Origin of the sequence: Thorsellia kenyensis, assembly GCF_042432445.1 — a bacterium.
In the GTDB taxonomy this organism is placed as follows: domain Bacteria; phylum Pseudomonadota; class Gammaproteobacteria; order Enterobacterales; family Thorselliaceae; genus Thorsellia; species Thorsellia kenyensis.
Map to the genome: position 1 here is coordinate 1 of NZ_JBHLXE010000048.1, position 21,740 is coordinate 21,740.

Genomic DNA, 21,740 nt, shown 5'->3' on the forward strand with positions numbered 1-21,740 from the left:
AGAACTAACAGGCATAACCAGAGAAAAAATTATCGTGGGGTATGCACTTATGTCTTGAATTCACCATGTCATATTAAACTAAAGCTTTTTTCTATAATAGCTTCAGTTTAATTAAAAAAACTGCTAATTACCAATACTGATCACAACCTGTATGGGTCGATTATCGCCAATTTCTAAATTCGATAACACCGCTATAGAAGGTATAACTCGTCTAATAAATTTTGACAGCTGAGCTCTTATTGGATGATTTACTACTAGAACAGGAGCTAATCCTGCACGTTCTTGTGCCTCTACAGCTGCTGCAGCTTGTTGAAGTAACCTTTCTGCAAGATTGGGCTCAATACCTGTCCCTCCTTGCATTGCTTGTAAAATCAATCTTTCTAAACCTACATCTAGACCAATAACTTTCATCTCACCCGTGCCAGGAAAATATTGCTGACAAATAGAACGACCAAGGGATACCCTCACAACCGCGGTTAATTCAAGAGGATCGGGCTGTAATGGGGCATGCTCAGCTAAGGTTTCTAGAATGGTTCGCATGTCACGTATTGAAACTGATTCTTGCAATAAATTCTGCAGGACTTTATGAAAGTTAGTAAGGGAAATTACTGATGGAATAAGATCTTCTACCATTTTAGGCATTTCTTGGGCTAATCTATCAACTAATTGCTGTGCTTCGAGTCTGCCAAATAATTCGCTGGCATGAGAACTAATTAAATGGTTTAAATGAGTTGCTATAACCGTGCTTGGATCAACAACTGTATATCCTTGTGTTTGGGCTTGCTCTCGTAAACTACCATCGATCCAAGTTGCTGGTAATCCAAAAGCTGGATCTATTGTATCTTGTCCATCTAATTTACCTATTGCGTTACCTGGATTTATTGCTAGCCAGCGGCCAGGTATTGCTTCACCCTGCCCTACTTCAACCCCTTTTAGAGTAATTCTGTAAGCTTGAGGGGCAATATCTAAATTATCACGGACATGGACTACTGGAGGTAAGAAGCCCATTTCTTGAGCAAATTTTTTACGAATACTACGGATACGCCCTAGTAGTTCGCCATTTTGTTGAAAATCGACCATTGGTATTAATTTGTAGCCAACTTCTAACCCTAATGGATCTTCTAGTTGAACATCTGACCAACTAGCCTCTATATTATGCATTTGAGGACTTTGTATAGGAATAAGTTCATCCAATGCAGTAGTAGGTTGATTTGTTTGTAATGATTTACCACGTATCCACCAAGCTGCGGCTAAAAGTAGTACAGTAAACAAAAGAAATATGAAATTTGGCATACCCGGAACTAAGCCTAAAATACCAATAACTGCTGCAGTAAGTAATAGAACTTGGGGATTTTTGAATAACTGGCTAACCATTTGATCGCCAACATTTTCATTTGTGCCAACTCTTGATACAATAACGCCTGCAGCGGTAGAAATCACGAGCGCTGGGATCTGAGCTACAAGACCATCACCAATTGTTAATAATGTGTATGCTGTGGCCGCATCACCAGCAGACATATCATGTTGTAGCATGCCTACGATTAATCCACCGACTACGTTGATTATCATTATAATAAGACCCGCGATCGCATCACCTCGCACAAATTTACTTGCACCATCCATTGAACCATAAAAATCTGCTTCTTGTGTTACTTCTTGACGGCGCTTCTTTGCTTCTTCTTCACCAATTAGGCCTGCATTTAAATCTGCATCTATAGCCATTTGTTTTCCTGGCATTCCATCAAGTACAAAACGTGCGCCTACTTCTGCTATGCGACCAGCACCTTTTGTAATAACCATAAAATTTATAATGACGAGAATAATAAAGACAATTAAACCGATAGCAAAGTTACCACCAACTAAGAAATGTGCGAAAGCTTCGATTACCTGACCCGCAGCGTCAGGCCCTTCATGCCCATGTAATAAAACAACACGAGTAGATGCGATATTTAATGAAAGACGCAGCAATGTTGTAAATAGTAATATAGTCGGAAAAGCTGCGAATTCCAGCGTCTGTTTAGTAAACATAGCAACGAGTAATACCATAATTGATATCGCTATATTAAATGTAAAAAGCAAATCCAACATAAAAGGTGACATTGGCAGAACCATCATCGCTAAAATCAGCATGATAAGAATAGGTCCAGCCAGGATTTGCCAGTTGGTATCTTTTAAACTACTAGGTAATCTGAGTTTAGACGCTAGATTCGCCATCTTCTTCCCTCTTAATATTAACTTTCATATTCTCTGGTATCGGTAGTTTTTCTGGAGCTTTTGGTTTTTCTCCACCATGTTTTTTCCAATGCTTGAGCTGATATACCCAAGCTAAAACTTCTGCCACTGCAGCGTATAAATTAGTTGGGATCACATCTCCTATTTCACAATACCGATATAGCGATCGTGCAAGAGGTGGCGCTTCAAGTATAGGTACTTTGTTATCTATACCTAATTGTCTGATCTTTGAAGCGATATCCCCCATACCTTTTGCAACAACTATTGGGGCTTGCATTTTAGTCTCATCATATTTCAATGCAACTGAAAAATGTGTAGGATTTGTAACAATTACATCAGCTGTGGGTACATCAGACATCATACGTCTTCTTGCCATTGCTCTTTGAAGCTGTCTTATTCTAGCTTTAAGATAGGGATCACCTTCATGTTGCTTATGTTCATCTTTGATTTCTTGCTTAGTCATTTTTAATTTCTTAAAATGAGACCAAAGTTGATAAGCAATATCAAATCCTACCATTGGTACTAATCCTAGCATAGCAAAATACCCACAATATATAATTAAATGCATAAAGTCTGATAGAGCTTGGATATGATTTTCATAGAGGAGCCCTAAAAAATCATCCAAATAAAAATTCAAAAATATGACTACAACGATTGTGACTAAAGATGCTTTTAATATACCTTTAATTAATTCTGCAAACATTTGCGCTGAGAAAATTCGTTTTAATCCAGTGATAGGATTCCACTTTTTCATATCAAATTTAATGGATCCTGGATTAAAATAAAATCCACCTAATATCATCGGTGCAAATAATGCAAAAATTACAAAAACTAAAAATATGGGGATCAAGGCCAATATTGCTAGATGGGCAATGTAAACAACAAAGTTTAATAATTGATTAGTATCATGTATTAATGAAGGATCAATCATGAGGGACGTTTTAAAAATAAAGGCCAAGTCAGCGGCTAAACTTTCACCTAAAATTAAAAATGCGGATAACCCAGCTATAATCATCAAAACTGAGGTGAGTTCTCTTGATCTGGCAATTTGTCCCTTTTCGCGTGCTTTATCTATCTTATGTTGCGTGGGGGATTCTGTTTTTTCTAAATCGCTATCTTCAGCCATTCACTTCGATTTCAATATAATTGGATGGATGTTTTATCTACATCCATCCAAAGGAGGATTAAAAACCTAAACTATCAAGTAAATCATCAACTTGAGATTGATTAGATAAGGCATTTACTGCACCAGGCATTTGAGGACCATTCAGAAGACTATCATCTTTGGCTTTCACTTCTGGTTTATCCGGGATACTTTCCATGAGTACTGACACGAGTTCTCTTTCAAGACTTTGAACTACTTCCATCATTTTTTTTATGACTTGCCCTGTTAAGTCTTGGAAATCCTGTGCCATCATAATTTCTAGTAATTGAGCATTAGTAAAGCTAGCATCTTCAGGTACTTGTTTCAAAAAAGCTCTAGTATCATCTACAAGCCCCTTAACACCTTCATCAGCTAAATCTGTAGGATTACTAAACCAATCGTCCCATCTTTTAGATAAAGAAGTTGCATTACTTTCCAGAGCTTGTTGGACAGGTTGACATAAATCGACACTTGTCAACGCCCTTTCAGCTGCTTGTGATGTCATTTGAATTACATAATCTAGCCTATCTCTAGCGTCAGGAATGGCATCAGCGGCTTCACTGATAGTCTTATCTAATCCTAACTCTTTCAAGCTTTCTCTTAACATCCTTGTTAATTGTCCAATCCTGGAAATTATGTCTAATGAAGAAGCTGAATCATTCGGAGGTGCAACCGGTCTTTCCATAATATCCTCTACATTCCAAGTTTTTCAAAGATTTTCGTCAGTTTTTCTTCTAAAGTCCCAGCAGTAAAAGGTTTAACAACATATCCACTTGCTCCTGCTTGAGCAGCTGCAATGATATTTTCTTTTTTTGCTTCAGCAGTAACCATGAGAACTGGCATATTAGCGAATTTAGGATCAGCTCTAATTGTTTTAAGTAATTCAAGACCATCCATATTCGGCATATTCCAATCTGTCACAACGAAATCAAAATTACCTGCTTTTAATTTATTTAATGCATCCACACCATCTTCTGCATCTTCCACGTTATTGTAACCGAGTTCCTTAAGTAACCCTCTAACAATGCGTCGCATAGTTGAAAAATCATCAACGACTAAAAACCGTAAATCTGAATTTGCCATACTCTTTAACTCCTAGAATTTAATGCTAATTTAAATAATATAAAAAGCTAATAACTACCAACTTTTGTTAATATTTGTTTTGTAATATCTTTTAAATCTAATACATCACTTGCTGCATTTAACACAATCGCTTCTCTTGGCATGCCAAAGACAACGCAGCTTTGTTCATTTTGCGCTATTGTCCAGGCACCTTTGTTTTTCATTTGAAGCAATCCTTTTGCGCCATCAGCACCCATTCCAGTTAGTAAGACACCCACAGCATTCTTACCTGCATGCTGAGCGACTGAATTAAATAGAACATCGACTGAAGGCTTATGTCTATTTACATTAGGTCCATCATTTAAAAAAGCCTGAAATCCCGCTCCAACTTTTCTTATTTCTAAATGTTTATCTCCAGGAGCAATAAGCGCAAGGCCTTTCTCTAAAACATCGCCATCTTCTGCTTCCTTTACTCTTATTGTGCATATTTTATTCAATCTTTCGGCGAATGAGTAGGTGAAACCAGCTGGCATATGCTGAGTTATTACTATTGGTGGCACTCCTGTAGGCATCCTCTCTAGAACGATTCTTATTGCTTCGGTGCCTCCTGTTGAAGCGCCTATTGCAATAACTGAGCTCACTAAACTTGTCGATTGATATTTAAATAGGCTCGGTGGTGCAGTAGTTTCAATTTTTTTACTTATTCTAGCCTTTGCAGCGATCCTGATTTTATCAGCCAACAAATCAGTATAGCTAAGCATCCTATCCCTTATACCTACTTGTGGTTTAGTGATAAAATCTACGGCACCTAGCTCTAATGCCTTTAACGTAATGTCTGAGCCTTTCTCTGTAAGTGTAGATACCATAACAACCGGCATTGGTCTTAATCGCATAATTCTGGACAAAAAATCAAGACCGTCCATCTTTGGCATTTCAACATCTAGTGTCAATACATCAGGATTCAATTGCTTTATCAAATCTCTTGCGATTAAAGGATCTGGTGCAGTAGCAATAACTTCCATATCAGGTTGGCTATTAATCATTTCAGTCAAAATCTGCCTCATCAAGGCAGAATCATCAACACATAAAACCCTTATTCTACTCATTTCTTATCCCTAAGTAATCCATATACTGTTTGGCCCTTGGAGTATAAATCTTTACTGATTTGAGTAAAATTTTCAGAATGGCCTGCAAAAATGATACCATTAGGCTTCAACAGAGGTACAAATTTTTTCAATATCCTTTCTTGTGTATCTTTATCGAAATATATCATCACATTTCGACAAAATATTGCATCAAAGGGACCTTGAACTGCCCAATCATTGTCTAGCAAATTGACTTGAGAAAATTTAACCTTATTGGCAATTTCAGGTTTAACTTTGACCATTCCGGCTCTGGCGCCAGTTCCTCTTAAAAAGAAATTCTGTAAAATTTCAGGAGATACATCCCTAAGTTGCTCTAACTTATATATAGCATTTTGTGCAGTCTCCAGCACATTTGTATCTATATCACTGGCAAATATCTGAAATGCGTCATACTTATTTTGGTAGACTTCTGTCAAACTAAATGCAATCGAATAGGGTTCCTCTCCTGTTGATGCAGCAGCAGACCAGACTTTATAAGCTCCCCTAGATTGTTCTGCATGTTCTTTTAGCACTTTAAAGTGATGAGATTCTCGAAAAAAAGAGGTTAAATTTGTTGTTAAAGAATTGGTAAAATTCTGCCATTCATCATGATTTGGATTAACTTCAATAAATCGCAAATATTCAGCAAAATCATCAAAATCAAGCGCTTGAACTCGACGAGCTAATCTATTGTAAACCATTTCCCTTTTATTATCAGATAGAACAATTCCTGCTCTTTGATAAATAAGCTTTGAAATAAATTTAAAATCTGCATCTGTCAAAGGAATACGATTCATTTAATGTCCTTATGATTAGATCTTCGAGTTATGATCAACGAGTTCCATTTCTTTACTACTCATAAGCTTTTCTATATCAACTAGAATAAGCATTCTGTCACCTACTGAACCCAGTCCATTCAAATATTCTGTAGCTAGGGTCACTGCGTATTCTGGAGCAGATCTGATTTCACTTTTAGGCAATGAAAGCACATCTGAAACTCCATCAACAACTATTCCAACCACTCTATGGTCTAAGTTTAATACGATAACTACCGTATTCTCATCATAAGTAATGTTTTGACGTACAAATTTAACTCTTAAATCTACAATAGGAACTATAACACCTCTTAAATTAGTCACGCCCTTGATAAAATCAGGTGTATTCGCAATTCTCGTCACCTGATCATATCCTCTTATTTCTTGAACTTTAAGAATATCGATACCATATTCATCATTGCCGAGCGTAAAAACTAGGAACTCTTGTTTAATTTCTTCACTCTTCTTATTTTTTTCAATTATCTCATTACTATTCATTTTACCACCTAACTGTTCTGATATTTAGTAAATGCAATTAGCTAACATGCAAAAAACGCTTATCTCTGTGTAGAGATTGCAACACAGAAACATCGACAATTAATGCAACACTCCCGTCACCAAGTATTGTGGCCGCTGATACACCTGGAACTTTTTTATAATTACTTTCAAGGTTTTTAACAACAACTTGATGTTGACCTATCAATTGATCTACTTGCAGAGCGTACCGGCGATTACCTGATTGGATAATAACGACTATAGCTTCAGTTGGATCTGGCTTAGCATCTTTAACTTCAAATATTTGGTAAAGTTCAACAAGTGGAAGATATTCTCCCCTTACCTGTAAAACTTTTTCATCTCCTGCCATAGAATGAATATCTTCGGACATAGGTTGTAATGATTCCATAACTGCGCCAAGTGGCAAGATAAAAACTTCCTCGCCTACTTTTACTGACATTCCATCTAATATGGCAAGGGTTAATGGTAGCAATATTTTAAAGGATGTTCCTACACCTTGCTGTGAATATATTTCGATTTGTCCACCCATTTCCTGAATATTTCTTTTTACGACATCTAGACCTACTCCACGACCAGAAACATCTGTAATGACGTCTGCTGTAGAAAAGCCTGGAGCTAAAATAAGCATATGCACTTCTTCATCAGTAATATTTTCAGGTAGCTGCATACCTTGAGAAATTGCTTTATTTAATATTTTTTCTCTATTTAGACCGCCACCATCATCTTTTACTTCAATACAAATGTTTCCACCTTGATGCTCAGCAGATAGAGTCAATATACCTGTTTCAGGTTTACCTTTTGATCTTCTTACATCTGGGGGTTCTACACCGTGATCAACACTATTTCTGACGAGATGTGTTAACGGATCAATAATTCGCTCAATTAAGCTTTTATCTAGTTCAGTAGAGCTTCCTTGTAAAACAAGTTCTATTTTTTTATTCAGTTTGGTAGCTAAGTCTCTAACCTGTCTTGGGAAACGACTAAAAACATATTCCATAGGCATCATACGTATAGACATAACAGATTCTTGTAAATCCCTAGCATTACGCTGTAGTTGGGTCATACTGGAAAGTAATTCACCATGGGTTACAGGATCTAAAAGATCTGAGCGCTGCGCAAGCATAGATTGGGTTATTACTAATTCACCTACTAGATTAATTATCTGATCTACCTTTTCTACTGCAACTCGGATACTTGTAAGTTCAGTTGCTTTTGTCGCACTAGGTTTATTTGCTTTTTCTTTCTTTTCCTCAGTTAACACTGTATTAGTTGGAGCAGCTTTTGTCTCTTTGGCTGGATCTACATGTGTTTGTGGAGTAGAAGTTGGTTGCTTATCACTGACCGCATCTTCTATAGCGTTATTCTCTGCAACCAGTGATTGCTTGGCTATAGTTATCTGCTTTTCATCAATAATAAAACAGAGCACTGCAATAATGTCATCTTTAGTTACTGCAGTATCTATGTGTACAGTTAAGTTTTCACCATTCGTGGTTGAATTTAATACTGTACCTAAATGTCCTAATTCATCAACAATGGTTTTTTGATCATCTTCAGACACTTTATTGAGTGAAATTTCTAGAATTTCACCACCTTCAATTTTACTTTCGAAAGCTATTGCAGTTTCTTCTTTTGGTAATTCAGCTATTACTGCTTTTTTTTGACCCAGTGAATTATCTGCTAATGATTTTAATTTTTCACAAATTATTTTAAAGGTCTCTTGGTCTTGCTCTTGGTTATTTTTATAAGCATCAAGTTGCTCTTGCATAATATCTTTAGTTTCCAAAAATAAATTTACGATATCAGTATTTAAACTTAATTCTTGCCGGCGTGCACCATCTAATAAATTTTCAAAAATATGTGTGGTTTCTTGCAAAACAGTAAAACCAAATGTAGCTGCACCGCCCTTAATTGAATGTGCTGCTCTAAATATTGCATTAAGTTGTTCTATATCAGGTTCATCAGCATCTAACATCAAGAGATGCTGTTCCATATCTGCAATTAATTCGTCAGCTTCATCAAAAAATGTTTGATAAAAAGCACTTATATCCATACTCACTAGCGACCACCTTATGCAAGAGTTAAGTAATTTAATAAAGTCAATAATTTGTGTGACTTTATAAATTACATAGTAAACATATAGTTATTCTTCAACAAGATTTAACTTGTTTCGAATGCCTTCTTGATTTTCCCTTTCAATGCTTTCTTGGGCTTGCTTATTTAAAATAATAATACTAATCCTTCTATTTTTAGGGTCTGAACTATTCAAAGGATTCAGATTCATTGTATCAGCCATGCCAACAATTCTTAATAATTTCCCTGTTGATAATCCCCCTGCCATTAACTCTCTTCTAGAAGAATTAGCCCTATCTGTTGAAAGCTCCCAGTTGCTATAAAATAGTTCTCCAGTTGCAAACTGATAGTCATCTGTGTGCCCTGCTAAACTAATTTTATTGGGTACTTCATTGATTATTGGAGCTAAAGCTCTTAGTATGTCACGCATATAGGGTTCTACGACATCACTTCCTCTTTTAAACATAGGTCTGTTTTGACTATCTACAATTTGTATTCTCAATCCCTGATCTACTAAGTCAATAAGCAATTGTGGCTGCAATTCACGTAGTCTGGGATCTATTCTAATTGCTTGTTGCAGATCAGATTGGAGCTTTTCTAGTCTCAGTTGTTCTATTGTAGCTTCAGCTTCAGTTTTTTGATTTTTGCTAGCCCCTCTGTCTTGAATATTTCTTTTGAAGTCTTCGTTATTTACTTCTTTATTTTGTTTGACCTGGGTTGAAGAACTTAAAGTCCTCCTAACTACTCCTTCTGTTTGACTTGCATCTTGACCACCACCTGGAATAATACTGTCATCAGAGCTACTTTGCTTGCCTCCTGTTACAGTGACCTTTAGTGGTGTTCTAAAATATTCTGCAATCATTGTCAACTCTTGAGGACTGGCCACTGCAATCAACCACATTACTAGGAAGAATGCCATCATTGCTGTCATAAAGTCAGCAAGAGCAATCTTCCATGCACCTCCATGGTGACCGTGGCCGCCTCCCTTCTTTTTTTTGATTATTATGGGCTTATGTTGTTTCATAGTTATTGTGCTTTATTAGAAGCTTTGACTTCTCTAATGTGGTCTTCTAGTTGAGTAAATGTAGGTCTATCATGGCTAAATAATGTTTTTCGACCAAACTCAACAGCTATTTGAGGCGCATATCCATTAAGGCTTGATAGTAGAATTACTTTAATACATTGGTAAACTTTTGAATGTTCTGCATTTCTTTGCCTGATGATAGCGGCTATAGGAGAGATATATCCATAAGCTAATAAAATACCAAGGAATGTTCCGACCATCGCATGAGCGATCAAGAGGCCTAATTCTGCAGGTGGAAGATCAGCATTACTCAGCGCTTTAATTACCCCAAGTACTGCAGCAACGATACCAAAAGCTGGGAGACCATCACCAACGTTTTGGAACGCATTAGCGGGAACCTCTAATTCATGATGATGAGTTTCGAGTTCTTCATCCATCAATGCTTCAATTTCAAATGCACTCATATTACCACTGACCATCAGTCTCAAATAGTCCGTGATAAATTCAATAATTTCATGATCTTCAAGCAATTTGGGATAAGCAGAAAATATTTCACTGTCTTTTGGTGCATCAATATCCGCTTCTAAAGATAGCATTCCTTGCGAACGGGCTTTGGACAAAATAAGAAATAAAACTGAGATAATGTCTAGGTATAATGCCTTATTAAATTTAGAGGGTTTTAATACCATAGGTATAGCGGCCATCGAAGCTTTTAATGCTTTTCCGTTATTACCAACTATCATTCCACCTATAGCGGCTCCACCAATAATCAGCACTTCCACTGGTTGATTCAAAGCACTAAGTTTACCCCCCGCTATGACAAAGCCACCGAGGACACAAAAAGTAACTACTACGTAACCAATAATTATTAACACGATATTTCCCTTTATCTAATTGTATTATCAATGTGAAGCATTTAGTCTCGAACAGCTGCTCTTACTCTAATGATACTAGTATAAGGACTCTTTACAAAAAATAACAGTATGAATTTACTATTTTTTTACACTTGAAACATTTTGGGAAGTATGAACTTAAAAAAATCAATACGTTAGCTTAACCTAAAAAAATACTGTAACAAAACGTTTTTATAAGCACAATTTATTACATTTCGAAGAAAAAATAAACCTCTTTAAACTTATTGAGTAAGTATTTTTTCAAAATAATGATTTTATTATCTATTTTCTGTTGTTTTAGGTTTTATAATTTCTTTAACAACTCTTTTAAATTAGTGATCATATAATAATCATCTTCTTTTAAATCATCCTTATGTTTATCATTTACTTTCACTTTATTTTGATTTAAGTCAAATTTCACCTGATCAGGCCATTGAATGAGATACCGCTCTTTTATCCCAGCTTTTTTACCTGTCATCATATCGGAGACTTTATCTCCAACAATAAATGATATATTTAGATCGATATTGAGTTCTTTTTGCGCAGTTTTAATCATTCCATCATTTGGTTTTCTGCAGTCACATTTGATTGCAAATTCATCTACAAGACCTTCCTCATGATGAGGGCAATAGTAGATCCCATCTAAGTCAACGCCTCTGTCAGCTAGAGACCAATCCATCCATTCGGTTAGATTAATGAAGTCTTCCTCACTAAAATACCCCCTTGCTATTCCAGATTGATTCGTAATCAAGACAAGTAGGTACCCTTTTTCTTTTATTTCCTTCAATGTATCAATCACGCCAGGAAAAAAAATAAAATCATCAACCTTAAATACATAACCCTTATCAAGATTAATTGTTCCATCTCTGTCTAAAAAAACTGCTTTGTTCATTTTCATCATTTTAATTTCTTATTTTATAGTCTAAGAGTAGTTTGAGCATTTCATATAAATCTACATTGCATTCTAAAGGAGTTTGTATAATCATATTCGTGGAATTGACTGGATGTTTAAAAGCTAAATAGGATGCATGGAGTAGTAATCTGTCTATTTTAAAAAATTCAGAAAATTGTCTGTTTTTCTTTAAATCGCCATGTGCTGTATCGCCAATAATTGGATGTCTCAAATGTGACATATGCCGTCTTAATTGATGTTTTCTTCCTGTAATAGGTGTTAACTCTACTAAGGAATAGCGACTTGTAGGATGCAGTTCATTTTTTAAAGGTACTTCGAATAAAGAAATCGGCGTATATAGTGTTTGAGCTTCCTGAGGTAGTTTATTTTCTCTTGAAAATTTATCGGCAATTTTATCTCTAACTACAGTTAAAGGATAATCTATTTCCCCACTATCAAGAATATAGCCACGGACGAGAGCGTGATATTTTTTTTGTATTTCATTTTTTTCAAATGCTTGCGAAAGAATTCTAGCAATCTCTGGATTTAAAGCCATCAATATGACACCTGATGTCGCTTTATCTAATCTGTGTACAGTGTATACATGCTGCTGAATTGTATCTCTGACTTTCGTCATCAAAATGTTATGTTCATCCTTATCCAGCCAACTTCTATGAACGAGCCAGCCACTGGGTTTATTAACTATAACAATATATTCATCTCTATATAGAATCGGTATTTTTGTTTTATCATCCATTTACATTACCAGTTCATTTACCAAAGTATCTAATTCAGTTATCAATTTAATTAACTGGGAGTATTCATCTTGCTGCTGGTAAACTTGTTCAAAATATGGAGCTATACTAAATGGAGTAGGTAATTTGTTACCACTAGAAAGTATTTCATTCATTCGTGGTATTAGAATCCATTGCAGCCACTGAGTTGCTCTTAGGGTATCTATGGCGAATGGCTGTTGACTTGCTAAAAGCTCAGCTTTAGGTTTTTTTATTTCCCAAACGTTGAGTTTTTCCAACTCTTGTCTTATTAATAAAAGATGACTATTAATTTGTTTCATAGATTACATTTTACTGTGTTAATTGTTAATGTACTTAAAAAGTCAGGAATAGTTTCGCTTAAATATACCCTACTTCCATTTGTTAATGACTCTAGAAAGACTCTACCCGTCATATTGCAACAAGCAATTATTTTATCCTCATCATCAATACTGCCTATAAATACAGAAGGCATTCTTTTCGCTTTGCGTTGTGCGACGAGATGACAAATAATATTCTCTTGCAATCTTATATGATCCTCTTCATTCCAAACTTGTATTAAATTTATAGCTATATCTTTATACAAAACAGCAATATCTGCCGAGAACTGTATGCCATAGAAGGTATGAATATCTTGATGAATGAGCATTTCCATCCCTTTTTCAACACCTGCTAAAGGAATTAGCTGTTCGTGTATTTTTGGTAACCAGGTTGTCTTTTCATTATCAATATTTGTTTGAATACAAGGAGACATTAAATGCGCATAACCTTCTGCAATAGGTAAACTTAACTCAGTATTTTTCCATGCCGATACATATCTATTTAAAAGATTAATTAATTCACTTTTGACAGTTTCATTTATGTTAACTCTTTCAGACACCTTGCGTTCCACCTATCGTCAGTTCTTTAATCTGAACGGTAGGTTGTCCAACTCCCACCGGAACACTTTGCCCATCTTTACCACAAACACCTACACCTGGATCTAGAGCTAAATCATTACCTACCATAGTAATATTCTGCATTACTTCTATACCTGAGCCAATCAAAGTTGCTCCTTTAATTGGATGGGTAATTTTGCCATTTTCTATCATATAGGCTTCAGAAGCTGAAAATACAAAATTTCCAGATGTTATGTCTACTTGACCACCTGCAAAATTAGGTGCATATATTCCTTTTTCTACACTCGCAATAATGTCGGTTGGTTTTGATTCACCAGGAAGCATGTAGGTATTTGTCATTCTAGGCATAGGTAAGTGTGCATATGATTCTCTTCTGCCATTGCCTGTAGGTTTTGTATTCATTAATCTTGCGTTTAATTTGTCTTTTATGTATCTTTTTAAGATTCCGTCTTCAATCAGAACATTATGTTTACCTATTGTTCCTTCATCATCGATAGCAACAGAGCCTCGCCTATCAGGCAGTGTACCATCGTCTACAATTGTACATAGACTTGAACAAACCTTTTGTCCGAGTTTCCCTGTAAATATAGAGGTTTCTTTTCTGTTGAAATCACCTTCAAGTCCGTGTCCGACAGCTTCATGTAAAAGCACCCCAGGCCATCCGGATCCTAAGACGACAGGTAATTTACCTGCGGGAGCCTCCCTGGCTTCTAAATTAACTGTGGCAATTCTAACTGCTTCTAGAGCATAGTGTTCTGCGAAAGTAAGTTTTTGTCTGTGTATAGGATTACCTTGGAGTGAACCGAAAGTAAAAATCACATTATTACTCATCGGAAATTGATGAAAATAATCAAATCCTTTTCTTACCCCACCACCTGAAGTGCCTCGCTCACGCTTGCCTTTATCCTCCATAATTACAGATACAGACATTCTTACTAATGGACGAATATCTGTTGCAAAGGTACCATCTGTTGCTGCTATAAGAACCATTTCAAAAACCCCAGTAAGGCTGGCAGTTACTTCCTTAACTCTCTTATCTGCATTTCTCGCTGTCTTATCAACTAAATTTAACAGAGCCACTTTATCTTCAGGTGTCATTGACGTCAGTGGGTTTATCGGCTGATATCTATTTGGTGTTATGACCTCGACAAAGGGCTTCGTTTTAATTGCTGCTTGTATATTAGAGATGGTTCTAGCTGCTAAAATTGATTTATCTAATGCTTTTTGATTAATTAAATCACTATACGCGAATCCTGTTTTGTCACCAATATTCGCTCTGACTCCTACCCCTTGATCTACATGATAAGAGGCTTCTTTTATCATACAATTTTCAAGAACCCAGGCTTCATGAAAGCTAGATTGAAAAAATAAATCTCCGTAATCAATTCGTCTTTCTTGCAATAAATCTAATGAATGATTCAAACTTTCACGTGTTAACTCATTAGCGTGTAATAATTCATCAATTACATAGGAACAATCCATACTTATATCCTTTTGTTTTCATATCTAGTTTTCATATCACATATTTAACTAAAAACGGCACCATTAAGGTACCGTTTTTAGTTAAATATGTGATATGAGTTGTTTTATTTTAGCCTAGAACTGTAAGCGCTTTTTCAACTATATTTTCAACGGTAAATCCAAACTCTTTAAATAATAAATCTGCTGGAGCGGATTCACCAAACGTTGTCATTCCTACAACATCGCCCTCTAAACCAACATATTTATACCAAAAATCAGCAATTCCAGCTTCGATTGCAATACGTTTTGTTACCGTAGAAGGTAGAACACTTTCTTTATAAGCTTTATCTTGTTTATCAAAAACATCACATGCAGGCATAGAAACCACATTGACTTTAAAACCTTTGCTAGAAATTACATTTGCAGAAGAAACTGCTAATTCAATTTCAGAACCTGTTGCTATAATAATTAAATCAGGTCGGCTTCCACAATCAACTAAAGTATAACCACCTTTTTCAATATTCTTCAATTGCTCAGGCGTTCTATCCATTTGAGTTAAATTTTGTCTAGAAAAAATTAGTGAGGTTGGACCCTCTTTTCTTTCTATCGCATACTTCCATGAAACAGCAGATTCAACCTGATCACATGGACGCCACATACTCATATTTGGTGTGAGTCTTAAATTAGCCATTTGTTCAACTGGTTGATGAGTAGGACCATCTTCACCTAAGCCTATTGAGTCATGCGTATAGACAAATATTGATTGGATTTTCATCAATGCAGCCATGCGAAGTGCATTACGCGCATATTCCATAAACATTAAGAAAGTGGCACCATAAGGTATGAATCCTCCATGCAATGCGATACCATTCATTATAGCACTCATCCCAAATTCCCTAACACCGTAATGAATATAGTTACCAGATGCATTTTTATTAATTGGCATCGATCCTGACCACATAGTTAGGTTACTTGGAGCTAAATCTGCTGAACCACCTAGAAATTCAGGTAATATTTTACCAAAAGATTCTAAAGCATTTTGTGAGGCCTTTCTACTTGCTATCTTAGCAGGATTAGCCTGTAGATTTTCAATGAATTCATTAGCTTCTTTACTCCAATTCGAAGGAAGCTCACCGCTCATTCTTCTAGTAAATTCTTTTGCTAATTCAGGGTAAGCTTTAGCATAGGCTTCAAAGGTATTTTTCCATTCATTTTCAATACGAGCCCCTTTTTCTTTTGCATCCCATTCGTTATAAATGCTTTTAGGAATTTCAAAAGCTGGATATGTCCAACCCAATTTTTCTTTTGTAGCAATGATTTCATCATTACCTAAAGGTGCGCCATGGCTATCTTCTTTGCCCTGCTTATTAGGTGATCCATAACCAATAATAGTTTTACAAATAATTAAAGTTGGTTTAGTTTGTTCTGATTTTGCGTTTGTAATAGCTTGAGCAATCGCCTCAGGATTATGGCCATCAACTGATCTGATTACATTCCAGCCATAAGATTCAAAACGCTTTGCTGTATCATCTGTAAACCATCCTTCTACTTCACCATCAATTGAAATGCCATTGTCATCATAGAGGGCAATTAGCTTGTTTAATTTAAGTGTTCCAGCAAGCGAGCAAACTTCATGAGATATTCCTTCCATCATACAACCGTCGCCTAAAAATACGTAAGTATGATGATCTACAATAGTATGATTAGGCTTGTTGAATTGTTCACTGAGCGTTTTTTCTGCAATTGCAAAACCAACAGCATTTGCTATACCTTGACCTAATGGACCAGTAGTGGTTTCAATACCAGGAACATAACCATACTCAGGATGCCCTGCAGTCACTGAATGAAGTTGTCTAAAATTTTTAATGCTCTCTATAGATAGATCATAACCTGTAAGGTGTAATAGACTATATAAGAGCATAGATGCATGACCATTGGATAAAACGAATCTGTCTCTATTTACCCAAGAAGGATTGCTAGGGTTATGATTTAAAAAATCTCTCCATAAAACTTCTGCCATGTCAGCCATCCCCATTGGCGCCCCTGGATGCCCTGAATTTGCTTTTTGTACAGCGTCCATACTGAGTGCTCGTATAGCATTTGCAAGTTCTTTACGTGAATGATTCATAGTTGACATTACATGCTCCTTAATATTAGAAATTTGGCTGCTCTTGAGCCAGTTTTATTGAATTCAGTAACTTCTGTTCATTTTCGTCAGTTGGTGTAAGCATAGGGCCTTTATGTTTATTATAGTCTATCATATCTTGAATTTTATAGCTTTGACTAGTAAAAGGTTTTTTATTCTGTCTATCTATAGAGTGCTCAGAACTTGAAGCCAGCATTTGATTATTCTGAAGTTTAGATGTAACAACATATTTACCACCATAAACTTCAACCTCAGGTGGTCGTTTATTTTTTTTGAAATAATTATAGCCCGCCGAGAGTTGAACCCAAAAATCATAGTCTTCTAAGCCTTTATATTTTGAAAGATTTGATTCAGTCATTTCGAAAGGATAGATATGGATCGGAATAGAAGTTTGGCCTGAATATAATGCAGCCTCAGCATACTCATAAATTTCCTGCATAGGGCCATCAAGCATCGCATAGCAACCAACAGAAACACAATCCCCATGAATCATCAGGTAATCACCAGTATAACCGTATTGTCTATCATATTCATTTGGAAATCCCACATTAATAGCCCTATGATATTGGCTATCTGGCTTTAATTGAGAAATATCTGCGGAATAAAATCCTTCAGGGCTTTTAAAATCGCCTTGTCTTTTTTTGGGGCCTAAACCACCTGAATATTTGCAAATTGGATAACTTTTTATTAGTTCATACTGAATTCCTTTTTGCTGATATAGGTCTAGTCTTTGTTCTTGTTTAAAAATTTGAATAAAGATAGGTTTGCTTTTAGGTTTTAATGAAGATAAATCATCTAAAAAACTATTTGCAAGACTGGTGTTAGAACAAAAAATGGTCATAATAAACCAAAAAGAAAACATCTTAAAAAAATTTAAATTGTAATTATACATTATACTGATGAAATCCTGTAGATAAAACAATCACATAAATAAGTTGAAATTTAAAAAAAAACATAACAACAACTTCCATCAGGCAGTGCTATTTAAAATGTGTGAAAGAAAATGTAAATAATACACAAACCTAACATAAAAGCATTATAGTTTAAAATAGATTAAAATATATATAATTTCGATAAAAAAATTCTTTTTTGTTCTTGCTTATTTAATATGATTCGGCTCATTATATAACAATGAATAAAACAGTAATTTATTTGCATAACTATGAACAATATAAAACTTGGTAACACAAATGCCTTATTTAATAATTAAGCCTGCTTTAAAGATGCGAGGCATATTTTTTTTTAGCTTAACATTTTTTTTGCTTGCAGGATGCAGTGAGATCCCAAGAAATGCCCCTCCTATTGAATCGATTAAAACCATCAGTGATTCTAACTATCAACCCTATCGAGCAACTGCAGGTAGAATCAGTGATTTTTTCATGGATGACTTAGTGTTATCCTATCAACAAGAACCAGAAAATAGTTTTTTGGACTCAACAACTCAAACCAAAATTTATCCACATTTAGTACTGTCCGGAGGAGGACCTAATGGTGCTTTTGGTGCAGGAATTCTTGCTGGCTGGAGTACTCAAGATCGCCCAATATTTAAAATTGTTACCGGTGTGTCTACGGGGGCATTAATGGCACCCTTTGCTTTTTTAGGTAGTGAATATGATGATGAGCTTCATAAATTTTATACGACCACTAAGTCAAGTGATGTTTTTCTGTTAAGCAATCCTTTATTTAGATTGTTGTTCAGTGATTCATTTGCTGACACTACCCCTTTAGCTAGGCTTATAGAGCAAGACATTACGGCCGATTTGCTGGCTAAAATAGCTGATGAACATAAAAATGGAAGACGCCTCTATATGGCTACTACAAATTTAGATGCTCAAAGCCTAATGATCTGGAATATGGGCTTAATTGCGCAGCGAAACGATGAGAAATCCTTACAACTTTTTCGCCAAGTAATGCTTGCTTCTGCATCAATTCCTGTTGCTTTTCCGCCAGTTATGTTTGCTGTTGAGCACGAGGGGAAAATATATGATGAGCTCCATGTTGATGGAGCTGTAGGTGCAAACATGTTTTATAGCGCTGGAGTATTTAATACATTACAAGCAAGACAGTTGGCCCAAATAAAAAATGCAACTGAGTCACTTTTTATTATACATAATGGCCAATTAGGTGCTGTACCTGATGCTACATCACGCTCGATTGCAGGAATAGCACAAAGAACATTCGATTCCGTTACAAAAGCCGCTGCGGTAGGAGATATCCATAGACTATACTCCCTTGCATTAAGGCAAAATTATGATTTTGCCTGGATAACCATCCCTTTAGGCATTGACTTAACCGAAGGAGAACAGCTTTTTGATCCGGTTTTAATGAAAAAATTGTATGACGTAGGATACTCTCTTTCTAAACCAGAAATTCCTTGGAGGGCATTACCACCTGGCGTTGAAGAATAATATTACCTTTTAGCAATAATTTTAATATTTTCAACTTCTTCAAGAAATGGATCTTTTGGTATTTTTCTATTCTCTTCCTGTTGCTCTACAGGAGAAAAAATCTTCTCATTCTGTTTAGCTTGCGCATAAGGTGTAGTGTAAAGATTATGGTCAGTGACAGCTTCTGACTTAGGCTGCTGTACAACTGTCTCTTTTGAAAGATCTGAACCTAATGCACTACAAACTTTTCTTAGTAGTTCAATTTGATAATCTTGCTGATCAACAAGTGTTTCTAGGAGAGCTACTTTTTCATTAGTCTTTGTGCTGATTCTCACAATTATAAAAAGCAAAGCCAGAACAAGTAACACTAAAACAAAAAAAATAACCATTTCAATAAAAAAACTCATATAACACCTCAATAATTCTAAATAAAAACGATCTATAATCAATTTTAACAGAATTATGATATTCACACACATAATTATTTAACTTTACTATTAATTTTTGCAAGTATCATACATATATCAGAACCTTTCTAGATTTGATCCTTAAATATGTTAAGATAACTCATATTATTTTTTTAAATCTGATTGTTTTTATTTTACTATTTTGTCCATTTTTTAGGAGTATATATGCCACAACATTATAAGTTTGATGCAATAGTTATTGGGACCGGTCCAGGTGGTGAAGGCGCCGCAATGGGTTTAGTAAAAAAAGGGTATAAAGTTGCTGTAATTGAACGTTTTACATCAGTTGGTGGAGGATGTACTCACTGGGGGACTATACCATCAAAAGCTCTTAGGCAAGCTGTAAGTCGAGTGATTGAAATAAACCAAACCCCTCTTTTTAATGTTGCGAATAAAAAACTTACTGTCACATTTCCTGATATTTTAAAGCATGCCGATAAAGTCATAAGTAAGCAAACAAATATGAGGCAAAATTTCTATGATAGAAATAATTGTACCGTTTTTGTCGGAAATGCGAGCTTCGTTGATGAAAAAACAGTAAAAGTAGAACACCAAGATAATTCAATTGATATTTTAAGTGCAAATCATATTGTAATAGCAACAGGGTCAACACCATTTAGACCACCATCAGTTGATTTTAAACATCCGCGTATTTATGATAGTGACACGATTTTACAGCTAAAACATGCCCCAAAGCACATCATAATTTATGGAGCAGGTGTAATTGGATGTGAATATGCTTCGATTTTTAGAGGACTTGGTGTAAAAGTTGATTTAATCAATACACGTGATCGCTTACTCTCCTTTTTAGACCAAGAAATGTCTGATGCCCTCTCATATCATTTTTGGAATAATGGTGTGGTCATAAGACATAATGAAGAATTTGAGCGTATTGAAGGTTTGGACGACTCAGTAATTGTTCACTTGCAATCTGGAAAAAAAGTAAAAGCGGATTGTATTCTCTATGCGAATGGTAGAACGGGGAATACTAAAGACCTAAACCTAAATGCAGTAGGACTTGATGCCGATTCAAGAGGCCTTTTACATGTAGATCATCTTTATCATACGCCCATAGAAACTATTTACGCTGTAGGGGATGTTATAGGATACCCAAGTTTAGCCTCAGCTGCATACGATCAAGGGAGAATTGTTGCAGAAGTGATACTCGGTGGCAAAGAAAGCGCTAGATTAATCGAAAACATTCCAACAGGAATTTATACCATACCAGAAATTAGTTCAGTTGGAAAAACTGAACAAGAGTTAACTGCACAAAAAATTCCTTATGAAGTCGGCCGTTCTCAATTTAAGCACTTAGCAAGAGCCCAAATTGCTGGAATGGATGTAGGTAGTTTGAAATTACTTTTCCACAGGGATACAAAAGAAATTTTGGGTATTCACTGTTTTGGTGAACAGGCTGCTGAGATAGTTCACATAGGCCAAGCCATAATGGAACAAAAAAATGGTGGGAATACCATCGAATATTTTGTTAATACAACTTTTAATTATCCAACGATGGCTGAAGCCTATCGTGTTGCTGCATTAAATGGATTAAATAGACTCTTTTAGTTAACGTCTATTAGAGTTAAAATAGCTAAGGTGTTTTATTTATATACACCTTAGCATTTTGGTAAGGAAATATACAACTTACTTAGAATTTGCAAGATACTTTTTCTCACCCTCCTCAAACTTAAAGTGTGTATTGCCAGCCTGACTTAATTTTTTATTGGTTACTTCTCAAATCAACTTAAGATCACCATAGATATTTTTCTATTAGAAAAACCGTCTACAGTCAGGTTGTACAGGTCTTATGATTTAGCAACATAAAGCAAAGTTTT

At 35.6% G+C, this 21,740-nt stretch carries 19 protein-coding genes and 1 pseudogene; 2 read left to right on the forward strand and 18 right to left on the reverse strand.

Going from position 1 to position 21,740, the window contains the following annotated elements; genetic code table 11:
• Positions 1-123: 123 nt before the first annotated feature.
• From flhA to ACFFIT_RS04790, 17 genes and pseudogenes are all read right to left on the reverse strand, one after another.
• Positions 124-2,214 (reverse strand): flagellar biosynthesis protein FlhA, encoded by a 2,091-nt coding sequence (flhA, locus tag ACFFIT_RS04710; protein WP_385876497.1) that lies wholly within the window; start codon positions 2,212-2,214, stop codon positions 124-126.
• Entirely contained in the window at positions 2,195-3,358 is a 1,164-nt protein-coding gene (gene flhB / locus ACFFIT_RS04715) for a flagellar biosynthesis protein FlhB (RefSeq protein WP_385876498.1), read from the reverse strand. The genes flhA and flhB overlap by 20 nt, the downstream gene beginning before the upstream one ends.
• A gap of 58 nt (positions 3,359-3,416) precedes the next feature.
• Entirely contained in the window at positions 3,417-4,061 is a 645-nt protein-coding gene (gene cheZ, locus ACFFIT_RS04720; RefSeq protein ID WP_385876499.1) for a protein phosphatase CheZ, read from the reverse strand.
• A gap of 8 nt (positions 4,062-4,069) precedes the next feature.
• On the reverse strand, positions 4,070-4,459 hold the full coding sequence (gene cheY / locus ACFFIT_RS04725; protein WP_385876500.1) for a chemotaxis response regulator CheY: 390 nt from the start codon (positions 4,457-4,459) through the stop codon (positions 4,070-4,072).
• 47 nt (positions 4,460-4,506) lie between these two features.
• Positions 4,507-5,544, reverse strand: a complete 1,038-nt coding sequence (locus tag ACFFIT_RS04730) for a protein-glutamate methylesterase/protein-glutamine glutaminase (RefSeq protein ID WP_385876501.1) — start codon at positions 5,542-5,544, stop codon at positions 4,507-4,509.
• Complete coding sequence (cheR, locus tag ACFFIT_RS04735; RefSeq protein ID WP_385876502.1) at positions 5,541-6,359, reverse strand: protein-glutamate O-methyltransferase CheR; 819 nt, start codon at positions 6,357-6,359, stop codon at positions 5,541-5,543. The genes ACFFIT_RS04730 and cheR overlap by 4 nt, the downstream gene beginning before the upstream one ends.
• A gap of 15 nt (positions 6,360-6,374) precedes the next feature.
• Complete coding sequence (cheW, locus tag ACFFIT_RS04740) at positions 6,375-6,875, reverse strand: chemotaxis protein CheW (protein WP_385876503.1); 501 nt, start codon at positions 6,873-6,875, stop codon at positions 6,375-6,377.
• A gap of 37 nt (positions 6,876-6,912) precedes the next feature.
• A complete protein-coding gene (cheA, locus tag ACFFIT_RS04745) occupies positions 6,913-8,949 on the reverse strand; it encodes a chemotaxis protein CheA (RefSeq protein WP_385876504.1) in 2,037 nt (678 codons plus the stop codon).
• Between the two features lie 84 nt (positions 8,950-9,033).
• The gene (gene motB / locus ACFFIT_RS04750) at positions 9,034-9,987 is read right to left on the reverse strand and encodes a flagellar motor protein MotB (protein WP_385876505.1); all 954 of its coding nucleotides are present in this window, start codon (positions 9,985-9,987) and stop codon (positions 9,034-9,036) included.
• A gap of 2 nt (positions 9,988-9,989) precedes the next feature.
• Positions 9,990-10,862, reverse strand: coding sequence for a flagellar motor stator protein MotA (motA, locus tag ACFFIT_RS04755; RefSeq protein WP_385876506.1), 873 nt, complete (start codon positions 10,860-10,862; stop codon positions 9,990-9,992).
• 322 nt (positions 10,863-11,184) lie between these two features.
• Positions 11,185-11,781 (reverse strand): D-glycero-beta-D-manno-heptose 1,7-bisphosphate 7-phosphatase, encoded by a 597-nt coding sequence (gene gmhB / locus ACFFIT_RS04760; RefSeq protein WP_385876507.1) that lies wholly within the window; start codon positions 11,779-11,781, stop codon positions 11,185-11,187.
• Between the two features lies 1 nt (position 11,782).
• Complete coding sequence (truC, locus tag ACFFIT_RS04765; RefSeq protein ID WP_385876508.1) at positions 11,783-12,529, reverse strand: tRNA pseudouridine(65) synthase TruC; 747 nt, start codon at positions 12,527-12,529, stop codon at positions 11,783-11,785.
• Complete coding sequence (locus ACFFIT_RS04770; RefSeq protein ID WP_385876509.1) at positions 12,530-12,847, reverse strand: YqcC family protein; 318 nt, start codon at positions 12,845-12,847, stop codon at positions 12,530-12,532. It lies immediately after the preceding gene.
• Positions 12,844-13,425, reverse strand: coding sequence for a SecY-interacting protein (gene syd, locus ACFFIT_RS04775; RefSeq protein WP_385876510.1), 582 nt, complete (start codon positions 13,423-13,425; stop codon positions 12,844-12,846). Before syd ends, ACFFIT_RS04770 begins: the two co-directional genes overlap by 4 nt.
• A complete protein-coding gene (gene tldD, locus ACFFIT_RS04780) occupies positions 13,418-14,926 on the reverse strand; it encodes a metalloprotease TldD (RefSeq protein ID WP_385876511.1) in 1,509 nt (502 codons plus the stop codon). Before tldD ends, syd begins: the two co-directional genes overlap by 8 nt.
• A gap of 109 nt (positions 14,927-15,035) precedes the next feature.
• Positions 15,036-17,033, reverse strand: a complete 1,998-nt coding sequence (gene tkt / locus ACFFIT_RS04785) for a transketolase (RefSeq protein WP_385876576.1) — start codon at positions 17,031-17,033, stop codon at positions 15,036-15,038.
• Positions 17,034-17,253: 220 nt separating this feature from the next.
• Positions 17,254-17,943, reverse strand: a pseudogene (locus ACFFIT_RS04790) (L,D-transpeptidase family protein); the annotation flags it as partial.
• Positions 17,944-18,241: 298 nt separating this feature from the next.
• On the opposite strand from ACFFIT_RS04790, the gene ACFFIT_RS04795 reads away from it, so the two are divergent.
• On the forward strand, positions 18,242-19,459 hold the full coding sequence (locus ACFFIT_RS04795; RefSeq protein WP_385876512.1) for a patatin-like phospholipase family protein: 1,218 nt from the start codon (positions 18,242-18,244) through the stop codon (positions 19,457-19,459).
• A gap of 2 nt (positions 19,460-19,461) precedes the next feature.
• Here ACFFIT_RS04795 and ACFFIT_RS04800 read toward each other — a convergent pair whose 3' ends face one another.
• Positions 19,462-19,845: a YebO family protein gene (locus ACFFIT_RS04800; protein ID WP_385876513.1), complete on the reverse strand. Its 384-nt coding sequence runs from the start codon at positions 19,843-19,845 to the stop codon at positions 19,462-19,464.
• Between the two features lie 225 nt (positions 19,846-20,070).
• Between ACFFIT_RS04800 and sthA the strand changes: the two genes are divergently transcribed.
• Complete coding sequence (sthA, locus tag ACFFIT_RS04805; protein WP_385876515.1) at positions 20,071-21,471, forward strand: Si-specific NAD(P)(+) transhydrogenase; 1,401 nt, start codon at positions 20,071-20,073, stop codon at positions 21,469-21,471.
• The last annotated feature ends 269 nt before the right edge of the window (positions 21,472-21,740 follow it).